Raw genomic sequence first — 13,710 nt, 5'->3', positions numbered from 1 at the left:
GGGGGCAGAGTGCAATGCTCATCGACGGGTAGGGCGCTGTGATAGACGCTTGAAGCAGACAAACAGACAAAAGTAATGGTTAGGAGAAAAGGTGAAAAGATAATAACTGGCTCCGTATGAGTGGTTTAGGAAACCATCTTGTGAACAAGCCAGTTTCTATGTGACTCAGTGGAAAATAAACATCGGCAGAAGAAAAGAAGTCATCATATGAAGCCAACTTGTTGAAGCTGAAACTGTCAACGGGACAGCAGGGCAGTATTGAAGCTTGCATAAGGGAGATAAAGGAAGCGTTATGAAAAAATATAGAGTCAGTGAGTTTTCCAAATGGATGGGTGTTAGCATCAAAACACTGAAGCATTATGAAAAATTCAAAATTCTGGCACCTGAAAAAGATGAAGAAACCAATTACAGATATTACAATTTCACCCACGGGGAAAGAATTCTTCGAAGTAAAGAACTAACCAGTCTGGGCATTTCTCTCAACGAAGTGTACCAATACATGAACAACAAGGGAATGGACGAGATTGTTAGTGTGTTAACCAGGTGCGAGGAAGAGCTTTCCAGAGAAATGGATGCGATACGTTTAAAGCAAAAGCGCATCCATGAGTTAAAGGAGCAGTGCACATTGTTTGTGGAAAAACCAAATACCTGGATGATTGCCACGCGAAAGCCCTGCTACTTCATCAAGCATGTTCAAGATAAAGCCTTTGTAGAAAGTGAAAAAGCGAAAAAAATTGTGACAGACTTGATGAAATGCGTTCCACATACCATGAAGTTAGCCTATTTGCCGCAAAAGGAGATTGAAAGAAACGCATTAGACCCCATTTTGGGGTTGGGAGTAAATGGCGATACAGCAGAACATCTGAAACCTGATGTGAGTGAACCCATCCTTAGCAGTAGACGCCGGATATAAACCCCCTTTTATCTGCAAAACCCTCCTTGACCGGAATATCCGGCCTGTGATGCCCTGCAAGCGGGCCCATGACCAAGAAAGGCTTCTTCCGAAAACGCGAATACGTCGATGAAAATTCTGAGTGATGACAACCATCAATCCTGGAAAAAAGAAGGAATTTTTGGATGAAGAGCGAAATGAGTACCAGCGGTTATTTTCTGTTAAAGATGAGGGAGTGAACGTGGGGATGCTGGGAAAAAAGTTAACAATGAAAGCCATTAATGAGACATATGGGGTTTGCAGGCTGGATCATCATCAACCCGTCCCTGATTGGGCTAAAGACAGTGGATTTTATTCCATAACAGGAACTTTTGAGGAACTGTCAATCGTATGCTCTTAAGAATACATTCCAGATCATGTGAAATGTGAAAAGGATTGGAAGATGCTAAAAGTAGAAGGTCCTCTGGATTTTTCGCTGATTGGCATTCTTTCTTCAATCAGTACCGTCTTAGCGCAAAGAAAAATAAGTATATTTGCCATATCCACCTTCGATACTGACTACATTCTTCTAAAGAGCCAAGACTTTGATAACGCAATACAAGCGTTGACCAGTGAAGGATATGAAGTCATAACATAGAGACATGGTTAAAGATGCGTGCAGAGCTGACAGCAAACCTGAAAAAAGGACCAGGCCGTGCCCTGCTTCAGCCGTGAATCCTGATCCAATTTTTTGCAGCAGAATGAAGGATCCATTGATCTATAAAAACTGGAATAAGAGGGAGAAGGGAGTAAAATCATGACAACACTATTTCCTAAACCAATCATTGAGTTGCCGGAGGCAGATATTCCAATTAAGGGTATTACAGCATATCTGTCACAAGGAGAAAATCATCAGATTATATTTATGAAGTTTGAAGAGGATGTTGATTTAGCAGAGCATTCACACGAAGAACAATGGGGGATCGTTCTTGAAGGTAAGATTAAATTAACGATTGATGGCGTAAATAATACATATTCCAAAGGAGACAGATATTTTATTCCAAGCGGAGTCAAGCACTCAGGTAAAATATTTGCTGGATATGCAGATATGACATTCTTCAATCAAAAAAATAGGTATAAGGAAAAATGATAAGAGTGAAAGCCTGAAAAGGAGGCGTCCTTCATGCCTAAAAAACTTTCAACGAGAAACTCAACAATTCAGGAGATCTGCCCAAAATTGAATTTGTCGGTCATGATAACAAGATGGCAAAGCGGTTTGGCTGCGGCAATATGCTGATAGCAGCTCCCATTGAATATGATGAGGTGATGAAAAGAATACCTGAGGGAGAATTGATTACTTCCCACGAAATTAGAGATTACCTTGCCCAAAAACACGGAGCCGACTTCACTTGCCAGCTGACAGCCGGCATATTTATCAACATTGTTGCCAATGCATCACAGGAACGGGAAGATCTGGGAAGTAAAGATATAACGCCTTACTGGCGCACACTAAAAAAGGACGGAGAATTAAATGAAAAGTATCCAGGCGGTATAGACCAGCAAAAGATGTTGCTGGAGGTGGAAGGACATGAAGTGATTAAAAAAGGCAAACGCTATTTTGTCAAAAACTATGAAAAGGCATTGAGCCAATCGCACAAAGAAGAAGAGCGATAACTTTGAAAATAAAAAGGACGGGCTGGAATGATACAATCTATTTATAGGAAATCAGGCAGGTGGTCTAATTTTTCTTTTTCTGGGAACGGATCTCCAAACTGCCATTAAGGAGAAGCCGCTTCATGCGGGCGCAGGTCTTTGACGTAATAGACCCGCCCCTCGATGGAACGTGCCCTGAAACCCATTTTGTTCAGGTAACGGGTGTGCTTCAGCTGGCGGGATACCGTCCAGAGAGTGGTGTAACCCCGTTTAAGAAAAAAGTCGGCCTGTTGCTCGTACATATACCGGGCAATCTTATAATCCCGGTACCGGGGAATCACAAAGTCCACATGCACGTATAGCACGTGAGGCTCCATTTCCGATGCCACAAAAATGCCTGCCGGCACCAGGTTTCGCAAAACGAAAAAAGCGATGACAGATTCGTCCCGGGGCAGGGAATAGTCCGGGTAAATTTCTTTCAGCTCTTTCTGGTGAAAATCCAGAAACAGCTTCAGATAAGTGCTGTCGGTGGCAACGTCAAAGTGCTGGAAAAATTCCTGGGGCTGGGTGGTGTGCACCCGCATGACATACCAGGCACTCACCAGAGCCAGGAGAATGCAGACGGCCAGTAAAGGGTAGAGGCGCAGCTGCCAGGTATAGACCACAAACAGCAGGGTGCCCAACATGGCCAGCCAGCGGCGGCTGAAGAGAGATTGAGTCAGCAGTGAAAAAATAATGAGAATGGCGGCTGTCCAGCCCATCAGGTTCAGTTGAGGCATTGTCATCCTTCTCACCCTTTCTTTTGGAGATTCATTGACCGGAAGACAACCAGACAGATTTTTTCAATAAAAGCCATTGTACGCAGCGGTTGCTGCATACAATGGCTTATCTAAAATCAGGGCTTTTTCTTTTTTTCCTGCCTGTTCAGTTTGGCAATCTGCTTGAATTTTTTTGTTTTCTCGGCGAGATAGGTATCCTTGTCATCCTGATAAGACGTCTCAGCCATTAACTGCCGGTAAGACGCCCATCGTTTATGGGAAAGTGCTCCCTGTTCCAGAGCTTCATGAATCGCGCACCCCGGCTCAGAAGTATGGGTGCAGTCACTGAATCGGCAATTGCCGAAGAATGTTTCCACATCAGAGAAAGTCTTGTTAACCCCTTCTGTGGATTCCCACATGCCAATTTCACGCATTCCCGGGGTATCAATAACGAAGCCGCCATTGGGGAGTCGGAACAGCTCGCGCCGGGTCGTCGTGTGTCTTCCCCGCCCGTCTTTTTCCCTGATGGCTTTTGTTGCCAACCGCTCGTCATACAGCAGACGATTGACAAGCGTCGATTTACCCACACCTGATGAACCGATCAACGCAATGGTGTCGCCAGGCTTAATACGCGCTGCAATGCTGGCAAAACCATCTTCATGCATGGCAGAAGTGACAATCACATCGACGCCCAGTGCCACATGATTAACAGCAAGCACCTTCCTCGCAACATCTTCGCAAAGGTCAGCCTTCGTCAGAACGACAACGGGATTCGCGCCGCTTTCCCAGGCAAGGGCCAGGTAGCGTTCAAGACGCCTCAGATTGAAATCTTCATTCAGTGACATGCAGATCAACACCATGTCGATGTTGGCTGCCACCACTTGCGCATCGTTTTGTCCACCCGCAGATTTCCGACTGAAAAGACTCCTTCTGGAAAGGATGTGGTGGATGATGGCGTGTCCGCTGCTGTCGCAGGGTCGATCCAGCATAACAAAATCACCAACAGCCGGATAATCGGTTGATTGCCGGGCTTGAAACCGTATTTTTCCGGATATTTCTGCGACGATCTCTTCATTCCCGCATACAACGTGGTAAAAACCTTTATCCTGAGAGATGACCCTGGCCAAATAATGGTCTGGGTAACCCGCCGCTTCATTCCTGCGAAGTTCATCCATACCGGCATTGTTCCATAAGCTTTCGGGTTTGGTCATCATGGTATCACCCTCCCGCCTTCTTTACCGGGGGAAACTTCCAAAGACCTGGTCAGTCCTTCAATGGGAAACGGTGGGGATGCCAAAGGTTTCAGGGCGATAGACATCAGTTTAATCGGGTTGTCATCGGCCGCAAGTCTGTTGGAACCCATGTGACCGCAACGGGTGCATCTGTGGATGATGGCCCATTCGCCATTTTTTCTCACCCAGACGCCGATGGGATCCATGATTCCGTCGCAATCTGCCGCACGGTCTCCCGGCGTATGATCCACATGCAGGCTTGATAAACATTCGGGACAATGATTCCGGTGTTTTGTGCCGGCACCTTCCGGCGCAACGGCTTTTCCGCATGCCTTGCAGATAAAACTGTCATGGCAGGGATGATGCTTAAATGTGGTCTTTCTTTTTTCTGTGTATCTCAATTTTATGCTCCTCCTAAAAGTCAACAAATCCTATAAACGAAATGTTCCTTTTTGGGAGGTTATGGGGAGACTATTCCGCACAAACCTCCCGGTTTGTTACAATCTCCACTAAACTAGTTCTACTCAAAAAACATACCCCTTTCCTGCTGGAATGCCAATGCGTTGATCATCCAGCTCAAAATAATGATATCACATGTCTGCCGCGCCGCTTCATAAACCCATGACAGGTGGGAAGGTTGCGGGGAATTATGTGATTCATTCTATATTACAACACAAATAAACAACAACTTCAATCAAAAAAATCCACTCTTTTCGATGACATGTGTCATCTCAGTCAGAGTCCCCAAAGAGGGTTCGCGAGGGGTTATTGAATAGATACCACACCAGGTGTACAATAATCAGTCCGTTTCATGATGGGGCAGGTTCAAACTGCAAGACCCCCGATCTTGCAAAAAAAATAACATATGTTACTATTTACGGGAAGACATTTTATGTTAAGTAGGTTACAATGATATAAAGTTAGAGCATTACTCCATTAAAGCAAACCCGCCATCTTAACGAATCCACGTATATAAAGAGAGTTGACAGGAATTCATGACAACCATTCTTCTTCGCCAACCCGGCGGAAAACAGCACGACATTCAACTGATGCCAGATCAAACACTTCTGCAGGCTCTTCAGCAGGCAGGCCAGACTCTGTCCGCCCCTTGTGGAGGAACAGGGCGTTGCGGCAAGTGTGCCATTCTGGCAACGGCCGGTGCCTGGCCGCCCACCACTGCCGATGAACAGCACTTTACCCGGCAGCAGCTTCAGGAAGGCTGGCGGCTGGCCTGTCAGATGACAGGCAAAACCATCAGCACAGGCGGTGCTGCCGATTCACATGAAGTGACCTTACAGGTGCCCCGGCTGCCGGAGCCTTGGGAATCTGCCAACTCAATGGCATCTCCGGAATTTCCAGAACCAGGCGAGAGGAAAACATCAAATGATACACCTGAATGGATGAAGCAGCCATCCATGGCATCCTCCCCATCGCAGTCTGCCTCACCACGCCGGGATACAGGCATCGCCATCGATCTGGGTACCACTACCCTGGGCTTTCGCCTGGTGGACCGGCAAAACGGCGCCATTCTGCGGGAAGACTCCCGAATAAACCGGCAGCAGCAGTATGGGGCCGATGTGGTCACCCGCATTCAGCAAGCTTCCCAGGGTCATCTGAAAGCCATGGCCGCCCTGATTCAGGAAGACCTGGTAGAGGGAATGGCCAACCTCACCTGGGGCCTGTCGGAGATTTCCATCACCGCCATTGCCATCGCCGGCAACACCACTATGCTCCACCTGCTGCAGGAACTGTCACCGGCAGGGATGGGCCAACACCCCTTTACGCCGGTCACCCTTGACATGGCCACCATTCCTTTTCAGCAGCTTTTTTGCAGCGAAAAAATCCGATGTCCGGTGACGCTCCTGCCGGGGCTGGACGCTTTTGTGGGGGCAGACATTACCGCCGGCATTTATCATACCAGGCTCCATGAATCAGAGGCAGTCAGCCTGTTGGTGGATATCGGCACCAACGGTGAAATGGTGGTGGGAAACCGTCACGGATTCACCGCCACCGCCACTGCCGCCGGCCCCGCCTTCGAGGGGGGCAGCCTTTCCTGCGGCATGGCCGGGGTTTCCGGTGCCATTCATGCCCTGACCTGGGAAGCAGACACCTTTCACCTGAAAACCATCGATGACCAGCCCCCAACGGGTATTTGCGGCTCAGGGGTGGTGGATCTGGTGGCGGAAGGCCTGCGTCACGGATGGATCGACGCCACCGGCCGTCTGGCGTCACGCTTTCAGGGGAACGCTGTGACACTGGCAGCTTTACCGGATGTGCCGCCCATACAGGTAACCCAAAAGGACATTCGGGAAGTGCAGCTGGCCACCGCCGCCATACGGGCAGGGATTCACTGCCTGCTGGAGACTGCCGCCATTCCCATGGAAGCTGTGCAACGGGTGTACCTGGCCGGTGGGTTCGGCAGCCGGTTGAACCTTTCCAGCGCTCTGGCCATGGGACTGCTGCCTTCGCCGCTGGCGGGAAAGGTGATCATTGCCGGCAACACCTCACTGGCAGGTGCGGCCGATCTGCTGACAGACCCGAAGGCACCGGAAAAGCTGCAGCACATCCGGCAACTGGCCACCACGTTGAATTTATCCACCAGCCCCTGCTTTCAGCAGGCCTTTATGAAAGCCATGACTTTCCCCCGATGATACACCACCCATTGACGGTCCATCGATCTCAGATGATGCACCTTATTTCGGTAATACGCCGCCCTCTCAAAACCCGGAGAAAGGACGATGCCCATTGGAAGCCAATACAGCCGTCTCACCCTTTCAGCGCAGCATCCAACTGATGAGCATCTATCAGCAGCAGTCCATGATCGCCGCCACAGCTGAAGAACGGTACCGGCTGTTTCTGGAGATGGTCTGCAAAGCCCTGGAGGCTCCTTTTGCCATGCTGCAACAGTATCTGCCCGATGCACCCCTTTCCCGAACGCTGGCAGTCAACGGAGAGCCCGGGTTGCTGCAGCACCTGGAAGAAATGGGGATCAAGCTTGATCTATTGGAAGATCAGCACCTGTTGTGGCCCCGAAATGAAGCATTGGTCAAGCGTCTTGAAAAAGAAAGCATGCTGGTGTTGACAGTGGAAGAAATCCTTGAAATATTTCCATTTTCGCCTGAAATCAGTCACCGCCTGCTGAATGAATTAATCCCCCATTCGGTATGCCAGCTGGTTCTTCAGGGTCCGGAAGGGCCTTTGGGGGAACTGTTGCTCGTCCTTGATCCGGATCATACACCTCCCGACCATCAAACAAGGCAATTTTTCCAATCCTACGCGGGAATGATGCTGCTTCAGGAGCAGGCTACGGAAGATTTGAAAAAGCAGGAGCGCCGGTGGCGGGATGCCCTTGAAAGCAGTGAAGTCGGCGTGTGGGATCTTAACAATATCACCAATGAACTCTATGTCACCCGCCCCTGGGCGGCCATGCTGGGGTATGAACTGGAAGAAATTGCAGTGCTCCGCCGGTTTTTCAATGAACTCCTCCACCCGGAGGATCGAAAACGGGTGCTGGAAAAAGTCGATCGGTTCATCAACGGCCACCACGGGCAAATCAACCAGACCTTCCGCATGAGACACAAAAATGGACAGTACCGGTGGATTCTCAGCCGGGGGAAGGTGGTAGAAAAAGACGCTGCCGGTTCGTCGCTGCGACTTGTTGGCACCCACATCGACATCACCCGGCAGAAGCAGATGGAAGAGGACTTGCGAAAAAACAACGAACTTATCCGCAATAATGCCCGGCGGTTGGAACGCAGTGTTCATCTAAAAGAAACCCGGTTGCTGGCCATGGAAGAAATGGAAGAAGAACGGCGAAAAGCGGAGCAGGCCAACCAACAGAAAGACCTGCTCTTTGCCAGCCTGAGCCATGATCTGAAAAATCCCATGAGCGCCCTCACCGGCCTAATTGACCTGATGCTGCTGGATGAGACCAATGAGGAAAAGCGCAGTTCGCTGGATTTAATGAAGCATTCCACCCAGACCATGCTGATGCTGCTCAACGGCCTGCTGGATTTTTCCCGCATGGAAAGCGGCAAACTGCTTCTAAACCCATACCCCTTCGATCTGGCATCTATGGTGGAGCGGGTGTGGAGCCTTCATCACCACCAGGCCGGGCACAAAAACCTGGCCTATAAGCTGCATATCCATCCCCAGGTGCCTCGAACACTGGTGGGAGATTCCCTGCGACTGGAGCAGATCATCACCAACCTGTTGAGCAATGCCATCAAATTTACCCGGCAGGGAAGCGTCACCATGCAGATTAATCTGGCAACACCGCCCCAGCCGGCCTTCGGTGAAGCATTCAATGATGCCGTTTCTGAAACACCCGTGTGCTGGGTGCGGTTCGACGTCACAGATACCGGCATTGGCATTCCTGAAGAGGCCCAAAAGAAAGTTTTTGACTGTTACCAGCAGGCATCTGCCGACATCGGCCGCCACTACGGCGGCTCTGGGCTGGGCCTGTGTATCAGCAAACAGCTGGCAGATAAAATGGGTGGCAGCCTCACGGTGACAAGCACCCTGGGCAAAGGCAGCCGGTTTAGTCTGCTGATGCCCTTTCAGCTGCCATCTTCCAGGTGACAAGGTGCCTTTCCCATGTTATGATGAGAGTTAATAGCAACCATTACAGTCATTGCAAGGAGGAAAAGATATGAGTGTTTCTGTTGTTGCCCCCCATTCAAAAAGACCGGCAGAAGAAGACAAGGTATTTGCAGCCAATCGTAAGGCCCAGGAAGCCGCCAAAAAAGTGGGGGCTGATCAGGTGATCAACTCCACCATCGGCGCTCTGCTGGAAGATGATGGCAGTCTCTCCATCATGCAGACTGCCATGGAAGCCTTCAAGAACCTTCCCGATGCTGAAATTGCTGCCTATGCCCCCATTGCCGGCCTGCCGGAATTTCTGGAAGCAGCCAAAACAGCAGTATTCCGCGACTACCGACCCAAAGGGCACATTCGAGGGGTTGCCACCCCCGGTGGTACCGGCGGTATTCGTCATGCCGTGTGGAATTACATGGAACCCGGTGAAACCCTGCTGACTAGTGACTGGTTCTGGGCTCCCTACCGCACCATTGCCGAAGAGCATGGGCGCAAAATGACCACATTCACCTTGTTTGATGAGAAAAAAGCCTTCAATCTGGCCTCTTTTAAAGAAAAGGTGCAAGAGCTGGCCGACCATCAGGAGCGGGTGCTGGTGGTACTGAACACCCCTGCCCATAACCCCACCGGCTACAGCCTCACCGACGAAGAATGGCAGCAGGTACTGACATTCCTCAGCAATGTGGTGGAGCACCAGAGCAAAAAAGTGATCCTCTATGTAGACATCGCCTACATCGATTTTGCCGGCGACATGAAAACCTCCCGGGGCTTCATGAAGCAGTTTGAAAACCTGCCGCAAAACCTGCTGATTCTCATCGGCTACAGCATGTCCAAAGCCTTCACCTTCTATGGCCTGCGCAGTGGTGCCCTTCTCTGCGTCAGCAGCAGTGAAGAAGTGGCCGATGAATTTGAATCCACTGCCGCCTTCTCTAACCGGGCTGTCTGGTCCAACGGCACCCGGGGTGCCCAGCGGGTACTGGCCAAAGTTTACGGTGACCCGGCCCTGCTGGAAAAAGTGGAAGCCGAACGGGCTGGTTTTTCGAAGCTGATGTTCGACCGGGCCAGAGCTTTCGTGGATGAAGCTGCAGAAGTGGGTCTGAATATCTTCCCTTACCGGGCGGGCTTCTTCATCACCATTCCCTGCGAAAACCCGGCCAAGGTGTCAGAAGAACTTACCAAAGACTATCTTTTCCTGCTGCCCATGGCCAAAGGTCTCCGCTTTGCAGCCTGCGCCGTTTCTGTTGAGAAATGCCGCCAGTCTGCCCGCCTCATTAAAAAAGCCATTGACAAGGTGAACGGATAACCCTGTCTGGCAAACATCAAACCGCCATCAAACAGCCACATAAAAAAGCCCTTTCAGGAAAAAATGCCTGAAGGGGCTTTTTCTATGGCGCAGGTGTTTTCAGCCGGAGAGTCTATTTGAACAGAGCGACAAAACCATTTGTGAACCAGGGCCAGTACGTCACCAGAGCCAGAGGCACACAGAGCACCAAGGTAAAGATGATGGCATACCGGGACAACCTGTCAACGGAGATTTTCGAGATGGCCGAAGCCACAAAAAGAGTTGTTCCATAAGGCGGCGTCACATAACCGATGGCCAGGTTCAACACCATAATCACCCCAAACTGCAGGGGTGTGACACCCACACTTTGCACCACCGGCAGAAAGATGGGTGAAAGGATGATGATGGCGGGGATATTATCGATGAGCATTCCCACGACCATTAAAAAGACATTAATAATCAGCAGAATTAAAATCGGATTATCTGTCAGTGATAGAATCCCCTGGCTAACCCGCTGTGGTACATTTTCAAGGGCCAGATATTTTGCCATGGCACCGGAAAAACCGATGATAAAGACGATGACCCCATTGAGAACAGCTGCTGTATAAAAGGACTCTTTCAGCTTGACAAGGGTCAGTTCCTTATAAACAAAAGTGCCAATAATAAGGGAATACACCACTGCAACCACAGCCGATTCAGTAGGTGTGAAGATGCCGGAATAAATCCCCCCAAGAATGATGACGGGAGCAAATAACGCCCAGATGCCATCCTTCAGCGTGTGGGCAATATTTTTAATGGATGGCTTGGTGTCGCTGCCTCTGTAACCCTTCTTTTTGGAGATCAGGTAGCAGGCAACCATCAACGCGACGCACATGCTGATTCCCGCAGGAATACCGGCTAGAAAAAGATCGCCGATACTCACACCCACGGTAACGCCGTAAACCACAAAGGGAATACTGGGGGGGATGATAACGCCGATGGATCCTGCAGAAGCGATCAGCGTTGCACTGAACTCATCACCATACTTTTTGCGCTTCATTTCGGGAAGCATCAGGGAACCCACAGCCGAAGTCGTTGCCGCCCCGGAACCGGAAATGGCTCCGAAGAAGGTTGCGGTGAGAATGGAGGCCATTCCCAGCCCGCCGGTGATCCAGCCGATAAAGGCATCGGCAATGTCAACAAGCCTTCTGGCGACACCGCCTGCACTCATGAGAATCCCCGCCAGAATAAAGAAGGGAATCGCCATCAGCACAAAAGAGTCAATTCCTGTAAAGGCATTCTGGGATACGATGCGTAAAGAAGTGGAAGAAAAAACGACAAAGGTGAAAATGGTTGATGAGGCAATGGCATAGCCGATGGGTAATCCGATGGCAATCAGCAGCAGCATGACACCAAACATCGCCAGTATTTCCATTAGCTTTCCACCTCACTTTCTCCGCCCGGTAACCCCGTATTGTCATAGCCCAGCAGTTTTTTCACACTGTCGACAATAGTTGCCACAAGCCGAATACCCACCACAATACTGCAGGCGGGAACTGACAGATATCCGATCCATACCGGCATTCTCATGGCAGGCGTGACCACACTCAGCTTCATTTGCATCTGAACAACCTGAATGCCGTAGTAGGCAACAATCAACGTGGTTACCAGCCAAACCAGCGAGACAATGATGCTGAGAACTTCTTTGGCGTTGAGAAACCCTCGTTTGCCCAGCGCCTCTGCCAGCAGTTCCACCTTGAGATGCTCTTTGCCTTTGACCCCTGCGCTCACGCCCATCCATGAAAACCAAACGAACAGATACCTGGCGAACTCTTCCGACCAGGATAATGAATTATTGAAGACATAACGCATCACCACCTGAGAAAAGATGACGATGACCATGACTGACAAAGCAGTAATCAGTGCGTAGTATTCCATTTGGTTAAATAGTTTTCCAAATTTACCGATCAACGTGGATACCTCCCCAGCAAGTTTCGGCCTTGTCATCATAATGATGGAATCCCATGCCGCTGACGATGCGTGCGGCATTGGGATTCCATCATCTGAAACAGAAGACAGAAGCGAGTACTTGCCGTTTATTTATAGTCCGGCAGCTTCAAACACGCTTGCATCGATTTTATCCCGGTAGCCATCCACCACCGGTTTTGCTGCTTCGATCATCTCGGCAGAGAATGCGGCAGAAGCCTGATCCACCTGCATGCCGGCTTCTTCCATTACCTCAATGGCCATCAGATCGGCTTCAACTGCAGCCACGCGCTGCTCGACAGTTGCCTTGGCAGCGGCGGTATCCACGGCTTCCTGCAGATCGGCAGGCAGGCTGTTATAAAAATCCTGGTTAATAAAAGTGACCATCTGTAAGGCAGAATGGTTGGTCTCGGTGCAATACTCTGCCACTTCCTGAAAATTACCGTCGATGACATAGATAATGGAAGTATCAACACCGTCGATGGTTCCCTGCTGTAAGGCGGTGTAAATCTCACCAAAGGACATGGGAATGGGGTTGCTGCCCAAAGCCTGCTGGGTATTGATCAGCAGAGTGGATTCGCCCACACGCACTTTAAGCCCGCTTAAATCGGCCATGCTGGCAACGGGTCGTTTGGTGTTGGAAATGGAACGGAAGCCGCCGTCAAAGTAGCTGAGCACTTTCATGTTAATAGAGGCGGTTTCGGCGGCCAGCATCTGACCCAGCTCACCGTCAACCTTGGCGGCCCAGTCATCTCTGTCTTTGAAAACAAAGGGAAGGTCGAAAATTTCCCAGTTGGGCAGGTAGGTGCTGAAGAGTGAAGACATGGCCATGCCGGCCTCGATGTTGGCCATGGTCACGCTTTCAACGATCTCTCTTTCGCCGCCCAGGGCACCGGCGCCCAGGATATCCACTACGATTCTGCCGTTGCTGAGTTCTTCAACATGTTTCTTAAACAGCTGACAACCCTGTGCTGCAGCAGTGAATTCATTCTCAATGTGAGCAAAACGAATGGTGTAGGTTTCGGCGTCAGCACCGGCGCTTGAACCGGCGTCTGTGCCACCGCCTCCGGCTGCCGCCTGCTGTTGACCGCCACCGCCACAACCAGCCAACATGCTTAAAACAAGAACACAACACATCAAAATTGCAAGATTCTTTTTCATCATTCTTACTCCTCCTGTCTTGAATTTGATAGGTTTGTCAGTCATCACTGCTTTGGTTAGTCGTCACTGCTGTTGGTTAGTCACATACCTTTTTGATAGCCGCCTCCAGAATATCCAGCCCCGCCTGCAGCTGCTCATCGGTGATCACCAGCGGTACCAGGAAACGAATCACATTGCCCCTGGCTCCGGCAC

At 50.1% G+C, this 13,710-nt stretch carries 14 protein-coding genes; 8 read left to right on the top strand and 6 right to left on the bottom strand.

The features are described 5' to 3' along the window. The first annotated feature begins 292 nt into the window (after nt 1–292). The 5 genes from QOL74_RS08050 to QOL74_RS08035 all read left to right on the top strand — a co-directional run bounded on the left by QOL74_RS08050 (nt 293) and on the right by QOL74_RS08035 (nt 2,545). Nucleotides 293–913: a MerR family transcriptional regulator gene (locus QOL74_RS08050; protein ID WP_283408948.1), complete on the top strand. Its 621-nt coding sequence runs from the start codon at nt 293–295 to the stop codon at nt 911–913. 124 nt (nt 914–1,037) lie between these two features. Then, a complete protein-coding gene (locus QOL74_RS18430) occupies nt 1,038–1,292 on the top strand; it encodes a hypothetical protein (protein ID WP_346771737.1) in 255 nt (84 codons plus the stop codon). An 18-nt stretch (nt 1,293–1,310) separates the two neighbouring features. Next, nucleotides 1,311–1,529: an ACT domain-containing protein gene (locus tag QOL74_RS18425; protein ID WP_346771735.1), complete on the top strand. Its 219-nt coding sequence runs from the start codon at nt 1,311–1,313 to the stop codon at nt 1,527–1,529. Nucleotides 1,530–1,688: 159 nt separating this feature from the next. Continuing rightward, nucleotides 1,689–2,021 carry a cupin domain-containing protein gene (locus QOL74_RS08040; protein WP_283408947.1) on the top strand — a complete coding sequence of 111 codons (333 nt, stop codon included), beginning with the start codon at nt 1,689–1,691 and terminating at the stop codon, nt 2,019–2,021. A gap of 113 nt (nt 2,022–2,134) precedes the next feature. Further along, the gene (locus QOL74_RS08035) at nt 2,135–2,545 is read left to right on the top strand and encodes an MGMT family protein (RefSeq protein WP_346771734.1); all 411 of its coding nucleotides are present in this window, start codon (nt 2,135–2,137) and stop codon (nt 2,543–2,545) included. Nucleotides 2,546–2,649: 104 nt separating this feature from the next. Here QOL74_RS08035 and QOL74_RS08030 read toward each other — a convergent pair whose 3' ends face one another. The 3 genes from QOL74_RS08030 to QOL74_RS08020 form a co-directional block, all read right to left on the bottom strand. Further along, entirely contained in the window at nt 2,650–3,309 is a 660-nt protein-coding gene (locus QOL74_RS08030) for a hypothetical protein (RefSeq protein ID WP_283408946.1), read from the bottom strand. 110 nt (nt 3,310–3,419) lie between these two features. Beyond that, nucleotides 3,420–4,496: a ribosome small subunit-dependent GTPase A gene (gene rsgA / locus QOL74_RS08025; RefSeq protein ID WP_283408945.1), complete on the bottom strand. Its 1,077-nt coding sequence runs from the start codon at nt 4,494–4,496 to the stop codon at nt 3,420–3,422. Continuing rightward, complete coding sequence (locus QOL74_RS08020) at nt 4,493–4,915, bottom strand: RNHCP domain-containing protein (RefSeq protein WP_283408944.1); 423 nt, start codon at nt 4,913–4,915, stop codon at nt 4,493–4,495. Before QOL74_RS08020 ends, rsgA begins: the two co-directional genes overlap by 4 nt. Nucleotides 4,916–5,509: 594 nt before the next feature. On the opposite strand from QOL74_RS08020, the gene QOL74_RS08015 reads away from it, so the two are divergent. The 3 genes from QOL74_RS08015 to QOL74_RS08005 all read left to right on the top strand — a co-directional run bounded on the left by QOL74_RS08015 (nt 5,510) and on the right by QOL74_RS08005 (nt 10,413). After that, entirely contained in the window at nt 5,510–7,165 is a 1,656-nt protein-coding gene (locus QOL74_RS08015) for an ASKHA domain-containing protein (RefSeq protein WP_283408943.1), read from the top strand. A gap of 94 nt (nt 7,166–7,259) precedes the next feature. Next, a complete protein-coding gene (locus QOL74_RS08010; protein WP_283408942.1) occupies nt 7,260–9,095 on the top strand; it encodes a PAS domain-containing sensor histidine kinase in 1,836 nt (611 codons plus the stop codon). A 70-nt stretch (nt 9,096–9,165) separates the two neighbouring features. After that, nucleotides 9,166–10,413, top strand: a complete 1,248-nt coding sequence (locus tag QOL74_RS08005; protein ID WP_283408941.1) for an aminotransferase class I/II-fold pyridoxal phosphate-dependent enzyme — start codon at nt 9,166–9,168, stop codon at nt 10,411–10,413. A 112-nt stretch (nt 10,414–10,525) separates the two neighbouring features. Here QOL74_RS08005 and QOL74_RS08000 read toward each other — a convergent pair whose 3' ends face one another. From QOL74_RS08000 to QOL74_RS07990, 3 genes are all read right to left on the bottom strand, one after another. Further along, complete coding sequence (locus tag QOL74_RS08000) at nt 10,526–11,806, bottom strand: TRAP transporter large permease (RefSeq protein ID WP_283408940.1); 1,281 nt, start codon at nt 11,804–11,806, stop codon at nt 10,526–10,528. Next, nucleotides 11,806–12,342, bottom strand: coding sequence for a TRAP transporter small permease (locus QOL74_RS07995; RefSeq protein WP_283408939.1), 537 nt, complete (start codon nt 12,340–12,342; stop codon nt 11,806–11,808). Before QOL74_RS07995 ends, QOL74_RS08000 begins: the two co-directional genes overlap by 1 nt. Nucleotides 12,343–12,471: 129 nt before the next feature. Beyond that, nucleotides 12,472–13,521, bottom strand: coding sequence for a TRAP transporter substrate-binding protein (locus QOL74_RS07990; protein WP_283408938.1), 1,050 nt, complete (start codon nt 13,519–13,521; stop codon nt 12,472–12,474). Nucleotides 13,522–13,710 lie beyond the last annotated feature (189 nt).

It is taken from the genome of Anoxynatronum buryatiense, assembly GCF_900182905.1.
Lineage (GTDB): Bacteria > Bacillota > Clostridia > Peptostreptococcales > Tindalliaceae > Anoxynatronum > Anoxynatronum buryatiense.
The sequence above is the reverse complement of the archived record's forward strand: the minus strand, read 5'-3'. Positions and strand labels throughout refer to the sequence as shown.